This is a genomic window from Aeromicrobium sp. Leaf245 (genome assembly GCF_942548115.1).
Taxonomy (GTDB): Bacteria; Actinomycetota; Actinomycetes; order Propionibacteriales; family Nocardioidaceae; genus Aeromicrobium.
Map to the genome: position 1 here is coordinate 861,313 of NZ_OW824151.1, position 17,297 is coordinate 878,609.

At 73.0% G+C, this 17,297-nt stretch carries 21 protein-coding genes; 9 read left to right on the top strand and 12 right to left on the bottom strand.

The features are described 5' to 3' along the window. Genes NBW76_RS04250 through NBW76_RS04260 form a run of 3 tightly spaced genes read left to right on the top strand, consistent with a single transcriptional unit; the run spans position 1 to position 2,433 of the window. Positions 1-720, top strand: coding sequence for a bifunctional 2-polyprenyl-6-hydroxyphenol methylase/3-demethylubiquinol 3-O-methyltransferase UbiG (locus NBW76_RS04250; RefSeq protein ID WP_055963476.1), 720 nt, complete (start codon positions 1-3; stop codon positions 718-720). A 7-nt stretch (positions 721-727) separates the two neighbouring features. Then, positions 728-1,810, top strand: coding sequence for a prenyltransferase (locus NBW76_RS04255; protein ID WP_056556250.1), 1,083 nt, complete (start codon positions 728-730; stop codon positions 1,808-1,810). Continuing rightward, on the top strand, positions 1,807-2,433 hold the full coding sequence (locus NBW76_RS04260) for a class I SAM-dependent methyltransferase (protein ID WP_056557188.1): 627 nt from the start codon (positions 1,807-1,809) through the stop codon (positions 2,431-2,433). Before NBW76_RS04255 ends, NBW76_RS04260 begins: the two co-directional genes overlap by 4 nt. A 33-nt stretch (positions 2,434-2,466) precedes the next feature. On the opposite strand, the gene NBW76_RS04265 is transcribed toward NBW76_RS04260, so the two are convergent. Next, positions 2,467-4,185, bottom strand: a complete 1,719-nt coding sequence (locus NBW76_RS04265; RefSeq protein WP_055963486.1) for an ATP-dependent endonuclease — start codon at positions 4,183-4,185, stop codon at positions 2,467-2,469. A gap of 129 nt (positions 4,186-4,314) precedes the next feature. On the opposite strand from NBW76_RS04265, the gene NBW76_RS04270 reads away from it, so the two are divergent. Further along, entirely contained in the window at positions 4,315-5,100 is a 786-nt protein-coding gene (locus NBW76_RS04270; RefSeq protein ID WP_056556247.1) for a TSUP family transporter, read from the top strand. Between the two features lie 130 nt (positions 5,101-5,230). On the opposite strand, the gene ykgO is transcribed toward NBW76_RS04270, so the two are convergent. The 4 genes from ykgO to rpmE form a co-directional block, all read right to left on the bottom strand. Then, the gene (gene ykgO / locus NBW76_RS04275) at positions 5,231-5,353 is read right to left on the bottom strand and encodes a type B 50S ribosomal protein L36 (RefSeq protein WP_023645249.1); all 123 of its coding nucleotides are present in this window, start codon (positions 5,351-5,353) and stop codon (positions 5,231-5,233) included. Positions 5,354-5,427: 74 nt separating this feature from the next. Beyond that, complete coding sequence (gene rpmF, locus NBW76_RS04280; RefSeq protein ID WP_055963491.1) at positions 5,428-5,601, bottom strand: 50S ribosomal protein L32; 174 nt, start codon at positions 5,599-5,601, stop codon at positions 5,428-5,430. 106 nt (positions 5,602-5,707) lie between these two features. Then, positions 5,708-6,838, bottom strand: coding sequence for a GTP-binding protein (locus NBW76_RS04285; protein WP_055963495.1), 1,131 nt, complete (start codon positions 6,836-6,838; stop codon positions 5,708-5,710). After that, on the bottom strand, positions 6,835-7,134 hold the full coding sequence (gene rpmE / locus NBW76_RS04290) for a 50S ribosomal protein L31 (protein ID WP_056556244.1): 300 nt from the start codon (positions 7,132-7,134) through the stop codon (positions 6,835-6,837). The genes NBW76_RS04285 and rpmE overlap by 4 nt, the downstream gene beginning before the upstream one ends. A 55-nt stretch (positions 7,135-7,189) precedes the next feature. On the opposite strand from rpmE, the gene rpmB reads away from it, so the two are divergent. Genes rpmB through rpsN form a run of 3 tightly spaced genes read left to right on the top strand, consistent with a single transcriptional unit; the run spans position 7,190 to position 7,913 of the window. Continuing rightward, entirely contained in the window at positions 7,190-7,426 is a 237-nt protein-coding gene (gene rpmB / locus NBW76_RS04295) for a 50S ribosomal protein L28 (RefSeq protein ID WP_055963502.1), read from the top strand. After that, positions 7,426-7,608 carry a 50S ribosomal protein L33 gene (rpmG, locus tag NBW76_RS04300; protein WP_055963505.1) on the top strand — a complete coding sequence of 61 codons (183 nt, stop codon included), beginning with the start codon at positions 7,426-7,428 and terminating at the stop codon, positions 7,606-7,608. The genes rpmB and rpmG overlap by 1 nt, the downstream gene beginning before the upstream one ends. Beyond that, positions 7,608-7,913 carry a 30S ribosomal protein S14 gene (gene rpsN, locus NBW76_RS04305; RefSeq protein WP_055963508.1) on the top strand — a complete coding sequence of 102 codons (306 nt, stop codon included), beginning with the start codon at positions 7,608-7,610 and terminating at the stop codon, positions 7,911-7,913. Before rpmG ends, rpsN begins: the two co-directional genes overlap by 1 nt. Here the strand turns inward: rpsN and NBW76_RS04310 are convergent. The 3 genes from NBW76_RS04310 to NBW76_RS04320 are packed head-to-tail and all read right to left on the bottom strand — an operon-like array spanning position 7,894 to position 10,601. Further along, complete coding sequence (locus tag NBW76_RS04310; protein WP_162237282.1) at positions 7,894-8,808, bottom strand: glucosyl-3-phosphoglycerate synthase; 915 nt, start codon at positions 8,806-8,808, stop codon at positions 7,894-7,896. The two genes, rpsN and NBW76_RS04310, sit on opposite strands and share 20 nt — an antisense overlap. After that, the gene (folP, locus tag NBW76_RS04315; protein ID WP_055963514.1) at positions 8,801-9,667 is read right to left on the bottom strand and encodes a dihydropteroate synthase; all 867 of its coding nucleotides are present in this window, start codon (positions 9,665-9,667) and stop codon (positions 8,801-8,803) included. Before folP ends, NBW76_RS04310 begins: the two co-directional genes overlap by 8 nt. A 37-nt stretch (positions 9,668-9,704) precedes the next feature. Further along, complete coding sequence (locus NBW76_RS04320; RefSeq protein ID WP_056556241.1) at positions 9,705-10,601, bottom strand: MerR family transcriptional regulator; 897 nt, start codon at positions 10,599-10,601, stop codon at positions 9,705-9,707. A gap of 116 nt (positions 10,602-10,717) precedes the next feature. Here NBW76_RS04320 and NBW76_RS04325 point away from each other — a divergent pair, with 116 nt between their 5' ends. Beyond that, positions 10,718-11,008, top strand: coding sequence for a WhiB family transcriptional regulator (locus tag NBW76_RS04325; RefSeq protein WP_055963520.1), 291 nt, complete (start codon positions 10,718-10,720; stop codon positions 11,006-11,008). A 182-nt stretch (positions 11,009-11,190) separates the two neighbouring features. Here NBW76_RS04325 and NBW76_RS04330 read toward each other — a convergent pair whose 3' ends face one another. Then, a complete protein-coding gene (locus NBW76_RS04330) occupies positions 11,191-12,342 on the bottom strand; it encodes an AI-2E family transporter (protein WP_056556238.1) in 1,152 nt (383 codons plus the stop codon). Continuing rightward, positions 12,339-13,049: a uracil-DNA glycosylase gene (locus NBW76_RS04335; protein WP_055963527.1), complete on the bottom strand. Its 711-nt coding sequence runs from the start codon at positions 13,047-13,049 to the stop codon at positions 12,339-12,341. Before NBW76_RS04335 ends, NBW76_RS04330 begins: the two co-directional genes overlap by 4 nt. A gap of 99 nt (positions 13,050-13,148) precedes the next feature. On the opposite strand from NBW76_RS04335, the gene NBW76_RS04340 reads away from it, so the two are divergent. Next, positions 13,149-14,348 (top strand): MFS transporter, encoded by a 1,200-nt coding sequence (locus tag NBW76_RS04340; protein ID WP_055963531.1) that lies wholly within the window; start codon positions 13,149-13,151, stop codon positions 14,346-14,348. 45 nt (positions 14,349-14,393) lie between these two features. Here NBW76_RS04340 and NBW76_RS04345 read toward each other — a convergent pair whose 3' ends face one another. Beyond that, positions 14,394-15,830 (bottom strand): aspartate aminotransferase family protein, encoded by a 1,437-nt coding sequence (locus tag NBW76_RS04345; protein WP_056556235.1) that lies wholly within the window; start codon positions 15,828-15,830, stop codon positions 14,394-14,396. Next, complete coding sequence (locus NBW76_RS04350) at positions 15,823-17,154, bottom strand: MFS transporter (protein WP_056556232.1); 1,332 nt, start codon at positions 17,152-17,154, stop codon at positions 15,823-15,825. The genes NBW76_RS04345 and NBW76_RS04350 overlap by 8 nt, the downstream gene beginning before the upstream one ends. Positions 17,155-17,297: the final 143 nt, after the last annotated feature.

Here is a 17,297-nt window from a genome sequence, read left to right on the forward strand (position 1 = left end):
GTGCTGACCGTCGACTTCGACCGCCTCCGGGTGGGCGCCCGCACCCGATTCATCGACGTCGGTGCCGGCGCCGGCCGGCACAGCTACGAGGCCCTGCGCCGCGGTGCCGACGTGACCGCGTTCGACCTCGACGAGGTCGAGCTCAAGGGCGTCGACGAGATGTTCGAGGCGATGCGGGTCGAGGGGCAGGTGCCCAGGACCGGGCGTGGTGCCGTGCAGGCCGGGACCATCCTCGACATGCCCTACGCCGACGCCTCCTTCGACGTCGTGCTCGCCTCGGAGATCCTCGAGCACGTGCCCGAGGACGAGCAGGCCATCAGCGAGCTCGTGCGCATCCTGGCGCCCGGCGGGACGCTGGCCGTGACCGTCCCGCGCTTCTGGCCCGAGAAGGTGTGCTGGATGCTGTCGGACGAGTACCACGCCAACGAGGGCGGGCACATCCGCATCTACAAGGCCAGCGAGCTCGACGCGAAGCTGCGTGCCGAGGGCCTGGTGCACACCCACACCCACCACGCGCACGGCCTGCACGCGCCGTACTGGTGGATCAAGTGCGCCGTGGGCGTGGAGCGCGACCAGCACCCGGCCGTGCGCGCCTACCACCAGCTGCTCGTGTGGGACATGATGAAGGCGCCCCGCACCACCCGCGTGGCCGAGAAGCTCCTCGACCCGGTCCTGGGCAAGAGCGTGGCGCTGTACTACACCAAGCCGCTCGCGGCCTGAGGTCGCCGTGACCCCCGCCGTCACCGGATCGCCGGCCGTCCTCGCGCTCCCCGGCGTGCTCGACGCTGCCCAGGTGCAGGCCACGGCCGACACGATCGCGGACGTGCAGACCCGAGACGGGGCGATCCCGTGGGAGGCCGACGGGCACCTCGACCCGTGGGACCACCTCCAGGCCGCCATGGGGCTCGCCGTCGCCGGGCGCCGCGACGAGGCCGAGGCCGCCTACGCCTGGAGCCGCTCGCAGCAGCGACCCGACGGCACGTGGGCCACCAAGTACTCCGGGGGCGAGGTGGTCGAGCCTGCCACCGACGCCAACTTCACCGCCTACGTGGCCACCGCGGTCTGGCACCACTGGCGGCTGACCGGCGACCGGGCCTTCGTCAGCTCCATGTGGCCGTCGGTGCAGGGTGCGCTCGACGCCGTGCTCGTCCTGCAGGACGACGCGGGTCCGGTCCGCTGGTCGCGCGGCGCCGACGGGTGCGTGGCCGACGAGGCCCTCGTCACCGGGAACGCCAGCATCCACCTCAGCCTGCGGTGCGGCGTGGCGCTGGCCGACGTCGTGGGGGAGCGGGTGCCGCACTGGGAGGACGCGGCGGTGCGGCTGCGCCACGCCCTGGACCACCACCCGGACCGGTTCGCCGACAAGGCCCGGTTCTCGATGGACTGGTACTACCCCGTGCTGGGCGGGGCACTGCCGCGCGCCGTCGCCCTGGCCCGCCTGGAGCGGCGCTGGGACGACTTCGTGGTGCCCGGCTTCGGCGCGCGGTGCGTCGACGACAGCCCCTGGGTCACCGGGGGCGAGACGTGCGAGCTCGTCCTGGCGCTCGACGCGGTGGGCCGTGGCGCGGACGCCCGGGCGCTCCTCGCCGACATCCAGGTCCTGCGCCGCGAGGACGCCACGTACTGGACCGGCTACGTCTATCCCGACGAGACCTACTGGCCGATCGAGCAGACCACCTGGACGGCGGGCACCGTGCTCCTCGCCGTCGACGCCCTGACCCGGACCACACCCGCCAACGGGCTGTTCCGCGGGGAGGGCCTGCCCCTCCTGGCCGCCGCCGAGGAGTGCGACCAGCCGTGCGTGGCATGAGTGCACCGCCGCTGCCCGAGGCGCTGCAGGCGGTGGCCGACGAGGTGCGCGGCTTCCTTCCGGCCGACGAGGCCGACGCCCTGCGGGCCGCGGCCGCCGCCCACCTGCGCGCGGGCGGGTTGGCCGTCGAGATCGGCAGCTACTGCGGCAAGTCCGCGGTGCACCTCGGCCACGTCGCACGCGAGAGCGGTGCGCGGCTCGTGACGATCGACCACCACCGCGGCTCGGAGGAGCAGCAGGTCGGCTGGGAGTACCACGACGAGACCCTCGTCGGCACCGACGGCCGGATGGACACCCTGCCGTTCCTGCGCGAGACCCTCGCGCGCGCCGGCCTGGAGGACGTCGTCGACGTGGTGGTGGCCCGCTCGCCCGACGTCGCGTCGTGGTGGGGCCGCGAGCTCGACCTCGTGTTCGTCGACGGCGGGCACACCGACGAGCACGCCCAGGGCGACTACGAGGGCTGGGCCCGGTGGGTGCGGCCGGGCGGCGTGCTCGTCATCCACGACGTCTTCCCCGACCCCGCCGACGGCGGGCAGGCGCCCTACCGCATCTACCTGCGCGCCCTCGACGACGGCTTCACCGAGGTCGGCCACACCGGCTCGCTGCGCGTCCTCCGTCGCTGACGAGCCACTCCTGGTCGACCAGGGAGAGGGCGGTCAGAGCAGGGCGTTGAGCCGGTCGATGAGCTGCTGGAACCGCTTCTTCGTCTCGGCGTCGACCGAGGCGAGCGCCTGCGACCGGTTGCGCAGCAGGTGGCCGGCGGGCTGGAAGCGGTCGTAGGCGCCGCCGACGACCGTCTCGGCCTGGTGCACGATGCGTCGGCGAGGCGGCTTGCGCAGGAACCGCTTGCCGGTGATCTTGCGGTGCGAGACCTTCGGTCCGCCGGACTCCTCCAGGAGTGTCACGTACCACCGGGAGTCGAAGAGGTCCTCGAGGTCGGCGTCGAGGGTGCCGGTGATGTCGGTGAGCGGGACGATGTGGTCGGCCGAGATCGCCCCTCGGTTCACCAGCTCCTCGACGGCGCCCCGCGCGCCGGCCGGACCGTCCATGAGCACCGTGGCCGAGACGGCCGTGGTGCCGAGCAGCGCCAGGATCGTCGGGATGCCGGAGGCACCACCGACGGGCGTCAGGTTCCAGCGCGGGTCGAGCGCGCGTCCGCCCTCGGAACGGAGCAGGTCACCCATGACCGTCAGGTACGTGATGTCCGACGGTGACGAGACGAGCAGCTGGTGCGGCCCGCTGACCAGCTTGCGCGTGAGGTCCGCACCGAGCGCCGCCAGCAGGGGCACCGTGGTCTCGGACCCTGCCCGCCACAGGTCGGAGCTGATCTTGCTGCCCTCGTCGCCGACGTTCTCGAGCACGCGGCAGCGGCTCAGGCGACCGGAGTCGATGAGGTACGGCGAGTGGGTGGAGTAGACGACCTGGTGGAAGGGGCCGAGGTGCTCCTTGATGTAGCGCAGCAGGTCGGCCTGGGCGTTCGCGTGCAGGTTCATGCCGGGCTCGTCGAGCAGGATGACCCGACGGTCCTGGTCGGCGAACTCCGAGAACGCCGCGAGGAAGGAGAAGAACCAGATGAAGCCCTTGGAGCGCTCCGCAACATTGAGGCTCATCCGCTGGCGGTCGTCGCGCACGCGGATGTGCAGCCACGGGTCGGGCGAGGAGATGCCCATCGTCTCCAGGTCGAGCTCGATCGACAGCTCGCGGTTCTGGCTCCAGTACTCCAGCAGCTGGTCCGACAGGCGTGCGGCGGCGGCCTCGAGCGCGGCCTTGCGGACCTCGTAGTCGTCCTCGTCGAACGAGGCGTCGGCCACGCCGGCCAGCCTCAGCAGCGCCAGCGCGGTGCGCTCGGAGGGGTAGAGGTCGGCCGAGTCCATCTCCTGCAGACGCCGGATGGACACGCTGCCAGGGAGCACGTTGTGGTCGTCGAAGTACTGGAAGCCCGGCAGCATCGCGGTCAGCCGGGCGATGGCCTCGGGCGACGCCTCGAGCGGGGTGCCCTCCTCGTCGGACGCCCAGTGCAGCTCGCCGTCGCCGTACGAGCGGCTCACGAACAGCGGGGTCGTCGGCAGCAGGGCGCCGGCGCGCTCCAGGACCTGGCGGTCGTCGTAGTCGAGCTCGATCTCGAGGGTGACGGGGCGGACCTGGTCGATGACCTCGCGATCGCGCCCGAGGTCGCGTCGGGGGTAGTCGCGTCGCGCGGTGAACGCGGTGACGTGACCGCTGGGCAGCGGGTTGGCCCGGTACAGCGCCTGCAGCATGGCCGTCTTGCCCGACTCGTTCTTGCCGACGATGGTCGTGATGCCCTCGTCGAGCGCCAGGCGTCCGGAGTCGTGGACCGACATGACCTTGCGGACGCGCGCAGCGATCAGTCGCATGGGGCCTACTTCCGTGGAGGGGCTCTGGCGGGACTCAGGCTACTGGTCCCGACGGTGAGGAGTGCGCTGGTCGTTCCTCATGACGTCGCCGCCTCGTGGCCGGGTCCGGCCGGTGCGTAGCCTGACCGGGTGGAGGAGCTCACCGGGGGAGTGCTGCTGCTCCTCGGCGTGGCCGCGTTCCTCGCCGGATGGATCGACGCCGTCGTGGGGGGTGGCGGGCTGGTCCAGCTGCCCGCCCTCATGGTGGCCTTCCCGCAGGCGGCGCCGGTCCAGCTGCTGGCCACGAACAAGATCGGCTCGATCGCCGGCACGACGACGTCGAGCATCACCTACCTGCGACGCGTGCGGCTCGACCTGCGCACGGCCGCGCCCCTGGCGGGTGCGGCGTTCATCGGCTCGTTGCTGGGTGCGGTCGTGGCCTCGTGGATCCCGCGCGCGGCCTTCAACCCGGCGATCCTCGTGGTCCTGGTCGTCGTCGGTGCCTTCACGGTGCTGCGACCCGACCTCGGCCAGGTGGCGGCCATCCGCTTCACCGGTCGGCGCCACTACGGGGCGGCCATGCTGGTGGGTGCGTCCATCGGCTTCTACGACGGCGCCCTCGGGCCGGGGACCGGCTCGTTCCTCGTCTTCGCGCTCGTGGGGGTGCTCGGCTACGGGTTCCTGGAGGCCAGCGGCAAGGCGAAGCTGGCCAACTTCGCGACCAACCTGGCCGCCCTGGTCGTGTTCGTCCCGCAGGGTGCGGTCATCTGGAAGGTCGCCGCGGTGCTGATGGTCTGCAACGTGGCCGGCGGCTACCTCGGCGCCCGCCTCGCCGTGGCGCGGGGCAACCGGTTCATCCGCATCGTGTTCATCGTCGTGGTGTCGGCGTTCGTCGTGCGCATCGGCTGGGACACCTGGCAGCAGCTCGTCGGCTGACCTCCGGCCCACCGGCCCCACGATTTCCCATCACCTGATGGGAATCGCGAACCCACCACGGTCCTGCCCCACTCACCATGGCGTGCGCGCCATGGTGAGTGGCAGGGAACCGTGGTGGGTCCGGAGGTCGTCAGCCCTGGCGGGCCTTCAGGCGCGGGTTCTGCTTGTTGATCACGTAGGTGCGCCCGCGTCGGCGCACGACCTGCGAGCCGGGCTGGTTCTTGAGCGAGCGCAGGGAGTTGCGGACCTTCATGGTTCCTCCTGTGGGTGGGACGGGTTCGGGCCCCCGACCCTTCGACAGGCTCAGACAGGCTCGGGGGCGGTGGGTCAGAGACGGTCGACGTCGACCAGGCCGCGGTGCACGGCCCTGACGAGCCGGCGCGGCACCCGCACCGTGCGGCCCTCGACGGTGACGGGCACGAGGTCGGCGGGCGTCGCCTTCCACTGCGACCGCCGGTGGCGGGTGTTGCTGCGCGAGGTCTTGCGCTTGGGGACGGCCATGGGGCTCCTTCGATCGGGTGGTGGGCGGACCCGGCAGGGGTGCCGGGCCCTGGGCGGTGGGCGGACCCGGCAGGGGTGCCGGGCCCTGGGCGGCGATGGGTACGGCTCAGGCGGCGCGGCGGACGTCGCCGAGCCAGGGCTCGAGGCCGTCGGAGGCGACCTCCCAGTACGGGCCCCGGTCGGCCAGCTCGGCGTCGCTGAGCAGGCAGTGCTCGAAGGCCTCCTGCACGTCGTCGGGGCTGCTGGCGAGCGGTCCCGACGCCAGGCCGTGCACGACGATGCGGGTCAGGGGCGTGTCGGTGCCCCACGGGGAGGCCGTCCCGACGCTCAGCTGTCCGCCCGCCCCGTCCCACACGCAGACGTCGGAGGGGCGGCTCGGCAGCCAGAACGAACCGCGCGAGCGACGTGGCCCGCCGCCGATCTTCTCGATGCTCTCGAGCAGGCGTCCGGGGTGGAACGGGCGGTCGGAGCGGAGGTCGAGCGTCCACACGTAGCGGGAGCCGTGCAGCGGCAGCTCGTCGCGTCGCACGACGTCGACCCACGCCTCCGTGACGTCGTGGCGGTGCGCTCCGGCCACGAGCGGCGTGGCGTCGAGCGCCGACGGGTCGTCGACGACCGTGACGCCCGGACGAGCGAGCGCACGCAGCAGGTCCAGCCCGGCGGGGTCGCACGGTCCGGTGAGCGCGACGGCGTCGGCGTACTCGACGATCGCGGCGGCCGTCTCGGCGACGCCGCGGGAGTCGTCCTCGCTCGTGTGCAGGTCGCGCTCGTGCAGCAGGTCGTCCCCGAGCAGGTCGGCGAGCACGGTCCGGCCGTCGAGGGCTGCGACGACGGCCGCCACGTGCACGTGCGGCGCGGCCTGCACGTAGGTCTCGATGACCCGGCAGGCCTGCAGGGCCTCGGCCGCCACCGGCAGGTGGGCGACCACCGCGCCCCAGCGACCGCTGGCTGCGAGGCGCTCCATCGTGGGCACCACGTCCTCGCGGAGGGCGCAGGCCACGCAGGCGTGCTCCAGCTCGTGGACGTGCCGCTCCAGGACGCCGGTGCAGTCGCTGACCACGCGCACGAGCCGCTGGGACTCGACGTCGAGCACGTGGCGCACGACGACGGCCGAGGGAAGGTCGAACTGGAGGCCCACGGTGACGGCCTCCATGGCCACCTCGTCGACGCCGGTCACGAGCACGGCTGGGGTGGTGCGCGAGAGGACGCGCCGGCGTCCGCGGCCGACGGGGCTCATGCGTCGACCTGCCCGTAGCGGCGACGGAAGCGCTCGACCCGTCCCTCGGTGTCGACCACGCGGCCGCGGCCGGTCCAGAACGGGTGGCTGGCGCTGGAGACCTCGACGTCGACCACGGGCAGGGTGCGGCCGTCGACGTCGACCGTCTTGGCAGGGGTGCCGGGCCCTGGGCGGCCGTTTGCGCCGTGGTCGGCAGGGAGGCGCTCGGGCAGCGTCGAGCGGGTCACGAGCAGGAGGTCGCCCGAGCGGTCGCGGAAGGCGACCTCGTCGTAGCGGGGGTGCTGGTTCTTCTTCACGTCACGTCTCCGGTAGGCTGATGAGAACGATTGTCATTCTACACAGGAGGTCGCCATGTCGCGCACCTGCCAGGTCACCGGGGCCACCCCGGGCTTCGGCCACCACGTGTCCCACTCGCACCGGCGCACCAAGCGGCGCTTCGACGTCAACGTCCAGAAGAAGCGCTACTGGGCGCCGACCCTCGGCCGGCACGTCACGCTCACGCTCAGTGCCCGAGGGATCAAGACCGTCGACGTGCGCGGCATCGACGCCGTGGTCGCCGACATCCTCGCTCGAGGGGAGAGGCTCTGATGGCGGGATCGTCGAGGGGGCGGGGCAACGACGTCCGGCCCATCGTGAAGCTGCGATCCACGGCGGGCACGGGCACCACCTACGTCACGCGCAAGAACCGTCGCAACGACCCCGACCGGCTCGTGCTGAGCAAGTACGACCCGAGGATCCGCAGGCACGTCGAGTTCAAGGAGGAGCGCTGATGGCCAAGCGCAGCAAGATCGTCGCCAACGAGCGCCGCAAGGAGGTCGTCGAGCGCTACCGGGAACGACGTGACGCCCTGCGCGCCGCGTCCCGGGACACGTCGCTGTCCATGGCCGAGCGCATGGAGGCCTCGCGTGCCCTGGCCGGGCTGCCGCGTGACTCCTCCCCGTCTCGGGTGCGCAACCGCGACCAGGTCGACGGCAGGCCGCGGGGCCACCTGCGGGTCGCCGGACTCTCGCGCATCCGGTTCCGCGAGGGAGCGCACCGGGGCGAGCTGCCGGGCATCACGAAGTCGAGCTGGTAGCCCCGGCGCCGGGCGGAGGGAGCAGGCGCGTCTCCACCCGCTCGGCCACCAGGGTCGCGGCGCCGTCGGCGTCACGGCCGGGCACCCAGCGCTCGTCGACCACGACGTCGCGGTCGTCGAGGACCAGGTCGAATGCCGCGCGCACCTGGAGCGCCATCCGCCCGAGGGCGCGCAGGCCCTGGTGGTCGTGCTCGCGGCGGCCCAGGTCGGCCTGTGCCGTCGCGTCGAGGCCGTGCTTGCGCACCGCCTGCAGCAGCATGCCGACGTCGACGCCGTAGCCGCTGACCACGGGCAGGTCGACGAACGCGTCGAGGACGAACGCGCACTCCCCGGCGAGCGGCTGCACGAAGCCGGCCAGCTCGGGTGCTCGTCGCGCGATCTCGGGCCGGGCGGCCAGCTCCGTCACCCGTCCACCGCCGCCGTCGTGCGTCGGGCGGTCGTAGAAGGCCTTCACGAGCACCAGCGAGGGGTCGGTGAGCAGGGGGCCGACGAGTCGTGCCACGAAGGCGGGGTCGAAGCCGCGCACGTCGGCGTCGAGGAAGACGCCGACGTCGCTCGTCAGGTGGGCCATGCCGGTGCGCATGGCCGATCCCTTGCCACCGTCGAACGCGGGATCGGGGTCCTCGGCGGTCACGACGACGGCTCCGGCCTCGCGTGCCGCGGCGGCGGTGTCGTCGCTGGAGCGGGAGTCGACCACGACCACCTCGTCGACCAGCGGCACGAGGTCGCACCAGGCGGTGCGGACGCGTCGCACGATCTCGCCGATCGTCGTGGCCTCGTCGCGGGCGGGCAGCACCACGCCGACGCGGCGTCCACGCTTGGCCGCCACCAGGTCGCCGAGCGGGGCGGACGCGGCGTGGGTGTGGGTGGCGAACCAGGGCTGCAGGTCAGGCAAGGCCGCGCACCGCCCTGGTCGGCGGTCGCTCACCGCGCAGGGTGGCCGTCATCTCCAGCACGCGCCGGGTGGCCGTCACGTCGTGGGTGCGGAACATGGCGCACCCGGCGGCAGCGGTGAGGGCCGTGGCCGCGAGGGTGCCCTCCAGCCTGTCGTCGGGACCGAGGCCGAGCGTCTCGCCCACGAAGTCCTTGCGGGACAGGGCCATGAGGACCGGCCAGCCGGTGGCGACGAGAGTGTCGGCGCGGCGCACCAGCTCGAGGCTGTGGAACGTGTTCTTGCCGAAGTCGTGGGTGGGGTCCACCAGCACGCCCTCACGTGGCACGCCGGCCTCGACCGCGGCCTTCGCCGCCCGGGTGGTCGTGGCGACGACGTCGGCCACGACGTCGTCGTAGCGGACGCGGTGGGGGCGGGTGCGGGGGAGCGCCCCGCCGGTGTGGGAGCAGACGTAGCCGAGACCGTGTCGAGCGGCCACGGCCACGACGTCGGGGTCGTGCCCGGCCCACGTGTCGTTGAGCAGGTCGGCGCCGGCTGCGGCGGCGGCGTCGGCCACCTCGGCGCGCCACGTGTCGATGCTGATGACGACGTGGGGCGCGGCCTCGCGCACCGCCTCGATGAACGGGATGGTGCGCCGCACCTCCTCGGCGGCGTCGACCGCGTCGCCCGGGCCGGCCTTCACGCCGCCGATGTCGACGACGTCGGCGCCGTCGTCGACCGCGCGCCGGACGGCGTCGAGCGCGACGGCGGGGTCGTACGTGGCGCCGCGGTCGTAGAAGGAGTCGGGCGTGCGGTTGACGATCGCCATCACGAGGGCCCGGTCCTGGACGACGCGGCGTCCGCGGAAGGTCAGGTCGGCCACGTCGTCAATCGTGTCAGAACGGTGGGAGGGGCGCCGGTCACGCGTCGACGGGGTGCAGGGCGATGGCGTTCTTCACGGCCGCGACGGCCTCGGCCAGGTCGGTCGCGACCTGGAGGCTGTCGACGCTCCACCCCGGCCCGCCGAGGATCAGCTCGGACTGGTCGCCGGCGGCGTCGACGACCGACGACAGGGCGCCCGCGTCGAAGTGCACGATCGAGGCCCAGAGGAAGACGGCCGCGGGTCGGAGGCGCAGGGTCATGGCCGAGATGGCGCTGAACGGCGTGCGCTGGCCGAGCATGTGGCAGCCGACGCCTTCCTCGGCGAGGGCGCACTGCAGGGCGAGCAGGGGCAGGACGTGGTGCTCGTCCTCGGCGCAGGCCAGCAGAACGGGGCGGTGGTCCTGGTGCCGAAGGCGTCGGGCGGCGAAGCGGGCCCGCAGGGCGGTGTGCAGCGCGTCGCTGACGAGGTGCTCGCCGTCGACGCCGATGTTGCCCTGGTACCACTCGTCACCGATGCGTCGCATGCTCGGCGCGATGTGGTCGCTCCACGCGTGGAGGGTGCCGAGATCCTCCAGCTTGCGCGTGAACAGCGTGCGCAAGCCCTCGGCGTCGTACGCCCGGGTGGCGGCCACGATGGCGTCACCGAAGTCGGCGGCGTCGCCGTCGACCTCGACGGGGTCGCCACTGAGTGCGGCGCGCGCCGCGGCCGCGGGCCCGAGGCCACTGCTGATGAGCAGGTTCATGCGCTCGAGCCGCTCGACGTCGGTGGCGTCGTAGCGGCGGTGGCCACCACTGCTGCGGGCGGTGGGGCCGAGCTCGTACCGGCGCTCCCACGTGCGCAACGTGGAGGCGGGCACCCCGAGACGAGCCGCGACCTCACCGACGGACAGGAGGATCTCCTGCCGCTGCGCGGTGCTCGGATCGGGCGGTGTCATGCCTCAACTATAGAACTTGTTCACCCGCTTGCCAACCTGAACAAGTTCGGGGTACGTTCTGAACAACCCCGAGATCGACCCCCGATCTCACTCTCCATGCAGCGAAGGAGCCCATCATGGCGAACCTCAAGAACCTGCCGCTTCCGCTGCAGGAGGTCTACGAGTGGCAGTACCAGGGCGCGTGCCAGGGCCTGGAGTCGGCGCGGTTCTTCTCGCCCGACGCCGAGCGCGGCTCGCGACGTCGCGACCGTGAGGCCGCCGCCAAGGCGGTCTGCGGCACCTGCCCCGTGATCACCGAGTGCCGCGAGCACGCCCTCGCCGCGCGTGAGCCCTACGGCGTGTGGGGCGGACTGACCGAGCACGAGCGCACCGCGATCCTGCAGCGCTCCGCCGACGTCCCAGCCTGACGACGTAGCCTGACGATCCGGCCTGGCCGACGGGCCGGCGCGACGGGCCCGCGAAGGCGATCGACCGCACAGCCCCGACCGCACAGTCCCGACCGCACAGCACAGCACTGACGAGCCAACCCCGACCTGCGGGGTTGGCTCTTCGGCTTCCACGGACCAGGTGCGGCAGGCTCGCGCCGACGTCAGTCCGCGTCGTCGGCGACCTTGCCCTCGGCCAGCAGTGCCGCGGCGTGGGAGTCCTCGGGCGGAGCCTCGGGGTCCACGCCGTCGTCGATCTGCTCGTTGATGTAGCGCAGCAGCACGGCGGTGGCCGCCGCGACCGGCACGGCCAGGAACGCGCCCGTGACCCCGAACAGGGTGCCGCCGGCGGTGACCGACAGCAGCACGACCCCGGCGTGGAGGTTCATGGTCTTGCCCTGCAGCCACGGCGACAGGACGTTGCCCTCGAGCTGCTGGACGGCCAGCACGATGAGTGCGGCGATCACGGCGGCCTTGAAGTCGTTCGTCACCAGCGTCACGAGCACCGCGAGGATGCCGCTGACGAACGCGCCGACGATCGGGATGTAGCCGCCGAAGAACGTGATGACCGCGAGGGGGATCGCGAGCGGCACGCCCAGGATCGTCAGACCGATGCCGATGATGACGGCGTCGATGAAGGACACCAGGGTCTGGGTGCGGATGAACCCGCCCAGGGTGTTCCAGGTGCGGCCGAGCAGCTCGGTCGCGTGCTCGCCGGCCCGGCGGCCGCCCAGCGTGGCCAGCCACGGGAGGAAGCGGTGGCCGTCCTTGACGAAGAAGAACGTGAGCATCAGGACCAGCACCAGGTTGATGACGGCGTTCGTCGCGGCGCTCAACGTCGAGAAGATGCCCGAGCTGATGGCCGCGGCGCTCTCCTGCAGCTTGTCCTGCACGGCGCTGATGGCGCGGGTGATCTGTCCGTCGGACAGCTGCAGCGGTCCGTCGGTGAGCCAGTCGCGCACCCGCTGCAGGCCGTCGGAGGCCTGCGAGGCGATGGCCGGCGCCTGACCTGCGACCTGGGGCGTGAGCACCGCGATCGCACCGACGATCGCCGCGATGAAGCCGATCATGACGAGGGCCGCGGCCAGGCTGCTCGGCACCTTGTGCCGACGCAGCCAGGTGACCGGGGGCGCCAGGACGGTGGCCACGAGCAGGGCCAGCGACAGCGGGAAGAACACCATCCAGAGGTGCCCGACGATCCAGCCGAGCACGTACACGGCGGCGGCCAGCACCACGAGGCGCAGCCCCCACCGCTGGAGGACGGCGAACGCCTGGTCGATGACCACGGCGCGATCGCGGACGGTCGGAGTGCTCATCCTTGCAGCGTAGGCGCCGCGGTCGGTGGGATCGGCGGGACCCGCCAGTCGACGGGTGCGCTGCCCAGCTCGAGGAGGTGCGCGTCGACGCGGCTGAACGGCCGCGAGCCGAAGAACCCCCTCGATGCGGAGAGCGGGCTGGGGTGGGCACTCGCGACCGCGGGAGTGTCGCCCAGCAGGGGCTGCAGCTTCTGGGCGTCCCGCCCCCAGAGCACCGCGACGAGCGGCCGGTCGCGGGCCACGAGGGCCCGGATCGCCTGCTCCGTGACGCGCTCCCAGCCCATCCCGCGGTGGCTGGCCGGGGCGCCGGCCCCCACCGTCAGCACCCGGTTGAGCAGCAGGACTCCCTGCTCCGACCACGCCGTCAGGTCCCCGTGGGGCGCGCGGGGGATGCCCAGGTCGGCCTCGAGCTCGGTGTAGATGTTGGCGAGGCTGCGGGGAAGGGGGCGCACGTCGGGGTGGACCGAGAACGACAGACCCATGGCGTGACCGGGCGTCGGGTACGGGTCCTGGCCGGCGACGAGCACCTTCACGTCGGCGAGCGGTTCCCGGAACGCCCGCAGGATCGCGTCGCCGTGGGGCAGCCACGGTCGGCCGGCCTCGGTCTCGGCCCGCAGGAGCTCGCCCATCCGGGTCACGTCGTCGGCGACCGGCGCCAGGGCCTCGGCCCAGTCGGGTGCGACGAGCTCGTGCAACGACTTCGGCATGACCTCACCCTAGGCAGGATCGGGACGTGGTCGCCCGTCCGGCGACCTCGTGAGGGCGATGGCGTTCCGAGAACGGCGCGCCCTAGACTCTGGGGCGCAGTGTCAGCCATCACCGCGTACCGCACGCTGCTGCGGATCGTCGGGCCCGCCTACGTCGTCGTAGCCTTCCTCGGGCGAGTTCCGCTTGCCATGAGCCAGATGGGCACGCTGCTCCTCGTCAGCGGGGCCACGGGTCGCTACGCGCTCGGCGGTGCGGCCGCCGGCGCCCTCGCCGTGGCGAACGCCGTCGGTGCACCGTTCTTCGGGTCGTTGGCGGACCGCATCGGTCAGCGTCCCGTCGTGCTCGCCCAGTCGTGGGCCGGAGGGGCAGGACTCGCGGCGATCGTGTGGACGACGCAGTCCGACGCGTCACCTGCCGCCATCATCGTGGTGGCGGCCCTGGCCGGGCTCGCCACGCCCCAGATCGGTCCGCTGGCCCGCGTGCGGTGGCAGCCGATCACCCGTCGCGCTCCCGACCAGCGCCGGCTCGTCGACGCGGCGTTCTCCTACGAAGGAGCGGCCGACGAGGTCTCCTTCGTGCTCGGCCCCGCCACGGTCGGGCTGCTGGCGGTCGTGGTGGCCCCGGGCGACGCGCTGCTGGTGGCTGCGGGGCTGCTCGTGGCCTTCGGGTCGTGGTTCGCACTCCACCCCACCGCCGCGCTCACCCGACCCGAACCGGGGGCCGTCCGGTCCGACGCGCCCGTGATCACCGGGGTCCTCGTCGTGCTCGCTCTCGCCCAGATGCTGATCGGCATGCTGTTCGGTGCCACGCAGACGGGGTCCACCGTGCTGGCCACCGCCGCGGGCGAGCCCGGCCAGGCCGGTCTCATCCACGCGACGCTCGGGGTCGGCAGCGCGATCGCCGGCCTCGCGATCGCCGCCCTGCCCGAGCGCATCGGCTACCCGACGCGCATGGTCGCGTCCGCGTCCGCGCTGCTCGTCCTGTCGGTGCCGCTTCTCCTGGTGCAGACCATCGGGCAGCTCGTCGCCGTGATCGCCCTGCTGGGCTTCGCGGTGGCGCCGTACATGATCAGCAACTTCGCGATGGCTGGATCCGTGGTCGAGCCCGAGCGCGTCGGCACCGCCATGACGTTGCTCGCCGGTGCCACGGGCATCGGGTACGCGCTCGGCTCGACGGTGGCGGGCCGCCTCGCCGACCTCGGCGGCCACACCCCGGCGTTCGCGGTGACCGTCACCGCCACGGCGCTGGCCCTGGTGCTCTCCCTCGCCTTCCGCGCACGGCGCGGGTCGTCGTCCTGAATGTGCCGGGTCGGCGTTCCCTGGGGTCGGACCCCGGTCCATGTCTCACCGGGTGAGGCGGTCCAGGAACGCGACGAGCAGGGCCTCGCGCAGGCGCGGGGGCGCGACGTCGAGCAGGGCGTTCACCGGCGCCATCTCCTGCGGCACGGACACCTCGCCGCTGCCGTCACCGAGGCCCGCGGTCTGCAGGAGCAGGTCGAACGTCGCGTCGTCCAGCGTGGCCGGGTCGAGGGACTCGGCCACGGCGCGCAGCTCGGCGTCGACCGTCACCGGACCGGCCGCGACCGCGTCGGCCGTCGCGGCAGCGAGGTCCTCCAGCAGCTGCGGGACCTGCGGGGCGGTGGCGGCGCACATCGTCAGGTGCAGCGTGGCCGGCTCGTCACGCCACGACATCTGCGGCTGCACGAACCAGCCGCGGGCGAGCATGCGGTCGCTCAGCGTGAACACGTCGAGCGCGTCGTCGGCGCCGACGCACAGCAGCGTCGAGTCCGGCGGCACCACCACGTGCAGGTGGTCGATGCCGCCGATGCCGTCGGCGAGCGCGCGGGTGGCGTCGATCGTCTGGCGCACGAGTCGGGCGTAGCCGTCGTCGCCGAGGTAGCGGACCACGGCCCACGCCGCCGCGAGGGGTCCACCGGACTTGGTGGACTGCACGGTGGAGTTGAGCATCGTGTAGCCGGGCCAGTCGGCGCTCGCGTAGAACTGCGCGCGCCGGTGCGCGGGGTCGGCGAACAGCAGCAGCGAGACGCCCTTGGGCGCGTAGGCGTACTTGTGCAGGTCGACCGAGACGCTGGTGACGCCGGGGACCGCCAGGTCCCACGCCGGAGCGTCGTCGACCCACGGCAGGACCCAGCCACCGATGCAGGCGTCCACGTGGAGCCGCAGGCCTCGCGCCGACGTCTCCGTGGCGATCTCGGGAACCGGGTCGACGACGCCGTGGGCGTACGAGGGCGCCGACACCGCCACGAGCACCACGCGCTCGCCGAGCCCGTCGATCGCCTCGACCATCGCGCCGACGTCGGCGCGACGGGTCCGCGGGTCGACGTCGACCGCCACGAGCTCCACCCCGAAGTAGTGGGCGGCCTTGTGGAACGCGGCATGGATCGTGGTGGGCACGACCATGGCCGGGCGGTCGACGGGCGAGGCGTCGCGCGCGGCCTTGACGGCGAGCAGGATCGACTCGGTGCCGCCCGACGTGACGGTGCCGACCGTCTCGGGCGGTCCGTGCAGCGCGTCGCGCGCGAAGGTCACGAGGTCGCGCTCCATGCGCAGCAGGCTCGGGAACGCGGTGGGGTCGAGCCCGTTCGTCGCTCCGTACATCGCGAGCGCCCGGCGGCCGAGCTCGTCGGCCTCGGCGATGCCCGAGTCGTAGACGTACGCCAGGGTGCGGCCGCCGTGCGTGGGCAGGTCGCCGGCGCGCAGCTCCTCGAGCTCGGCGATGACGGCCTCGGGAGTGGGATGGCTGGGGGAAGAGTCAGGCACGGGCGAGCTCCTCGTCGAGGCGGTAGCGGCGCAGCAGCAGGAGGCTGAGCGCGATGATCGCGGCGGGGACCAGCGAGAACCCCAGGGTGATCGCGGTGAGGGCCGAGTCGGGCTGCGCGACGTCCTGCCCGCCCGTGGACGAGACGTACCCGCCGACCGCGAGCACCAGGGCGAACAGTCCTGGGCCGAGTGCGAGGCCGAGCGTCTCGCCGGCGGTCCAGACGCCGGTGTACACGCCGATGCGGTTCTGCCCGCTGCGGCGGGCGTCGCGCGCCGCGACGTCGGGCAGCATGGCCATCGGGAACACCTGGGCGCCGGCGTAGCCGATGCCCACCAGGGCTGCGGCGGGGTAGACGACCACCGCCGTGGCGTCACGGGCGGCGAGCAGGCCGAGGGCGCCGACGACGAGCAGCAGCGTGGCGACGGTGTACCCGGCACGCTTGCCGCGCTCGGCGAACAACCGCTCCCAGAGCGGGGTCACGAGGAGGGCCGGGCCCACGAACGAGGCGAACAGGAACGTCGAGGCGGCCGCGGAGTCGAACAGCTCGTCCGCCACGTAGGCCACGCCGGCGAGCATGGCGCCGACGCCGAGGGCCTGGAGGACGAAGCAGCCGAGCAGCGCGCGGAAGTCGCGGTCCCCCGACACGAGGGCGAGCTGCTCGCGCAGACCGCCCAATGGCGGCGCGACGTCGAGCCGGGGCGCGTCGCGGGTGCCACGCCACGCACCGACGACGCCGAGCGCCAGCAGCACCGCGACGTAGACGCCCATGACGCGGTACCCCGCAGCGTCGGAGTCGCCGTCGCCCACGGCGTCGACCACCATCGGAGCCGTGGCGCCGGAGAGCAGGATCGCGAGCGCCAGCACCGCGACCCGCCACGTCATCAGGCGGGTGCGCTCGGCGTAGTCCGACGTCATCTCCGCCGGCATCGCCACGTACGGCACCTGGAAGAACGCGTACGCGCTCGCGCAGCCCAGGAACATCACCACGACCCAGGCGCCCGCCAGCACCGACGGCTCCGTGGGTCCGGCGAACATGAGCGCGAAGAACACCGCCAGCAGCAGCCCGCCCCGCAGCAGGAAGGGGCGGCGTCGGCCCTGGGGGTGCGTCGAGGCGTCGCTGATGCGCCCCGCGATCGGGTTGAGCACCACGTCCCACGCCTTCGGCAGGAAGACGATCACCGCGGCGACGACGGCGGCGATGCCGAGCGTGTCGGTCAGGTACGGCAGGAGGAGGAGTCCCGGGACCGTGCCGAAGGTGCCCGTGGCCACGCTGCCGAGCGCGTAGCCGCGCCGGACCCGCGGGGGCAGCGGCGTCGACGTCATGGCGGTCAGGCTAGGCGAGGCCGGGGCCACCGGCGGTCCCACGCGTCTCGACGATTCCCAGGTCGACCTGGGAATCTCCCGTTCCGCACGGATTCCTCACCCCTGCACGGGTTGCTCTCCGTGCGGGTGTGAGATCTCCGTGC

Coding starts and splice junctions, on each gene's coding strand:
- NBW76_RS04260 (WP_056557188.1), top strand. CDS start 1,807: ATGAGTGCACCGCCGCTGCCCGAGGCGCTGCAGGCGGTGGCCGACGAG.
- NBW76_RS04265 (WP_055963486.1), bottom strand. CDS start 4,185: ATGCGACTGATCGCTGCGCGCGTCCGCAAGGTCATGTCGGTCCACGAC.
- ykgO (WP_023645249.1), bottom strand. CDS start 5,353: ATGAAGGTCCGCAACTCCCTGCGCTCGCTCAAGAACCAGCCCGGCTCG.
- rpmF (WP_055963491.1), bottom strand. CDS start 5,601: ATGGCCGTCCCCAAGCGCAAGACCTCGCGCAGCAACACCCGCCACCGG.
- NBW76_RS04285 (WP_055963495.1), bottom strand. CDS start 6,838: ATGAGCCCCGTCGGCCGCGGACGCCGGCGCGTCCTCTCGCGCACCACC.
- rpmB (WP_055963502.1), top strand. CDS start 7,190: ATGTCGCGCACCTGCCAGGTCACCGGGGCCACCCCGGGCTTCGGCCAC.
- rpmG (WP_055963505.1), top strand. CDS start 7,426: ATGGCGGGATCGTCGAGGGGGCGGGGCAACGACGTCCGGCCCATCGTG.
- rpsN (WP_055963508.1), top strand. CDS start 7,608: ATGGCCAAGCGCAGCAAGATCGTCGCCAACGAGCGCCGCAAGGAGGTC.
- NBW76_RS04320 (WP_056556241.1), bottom strand. CDS start 10,601: ATGACACCGCCCGATCCGAGCACCGCGCAGCGGCAGGAGATCCTCCTG.
- NBW76_RS04325 (WP_055963520.1), top strand. CDS start 10,718: ATGGCGAACCTCAAGAACCTGCCGCTTCCGCTGCAGGAGGTCTACGAG.
- NBW76_RS04330 (WP_056556238.1), bottom strand. CDS start 12,342: ATGAGCACTCCGACCGTCCGCGATCGCGCCGTGGTCATCGACCAGGCG.
- NBW76_RS04335 (WP_055963527.1), bottom strand. CDS start 13,049: ATGCCGAAGTCGTTGCACGAGCTCGTCGCACCCGACTGGGCCGAGGCC.
- NBW76_RS04350 (WP_056556232.1), bottom strand. CDS start 17,154: ATGACGTCGACGCCGCTGCCCCCGCGGGTCCGGCGCGGCTACGCGCTC.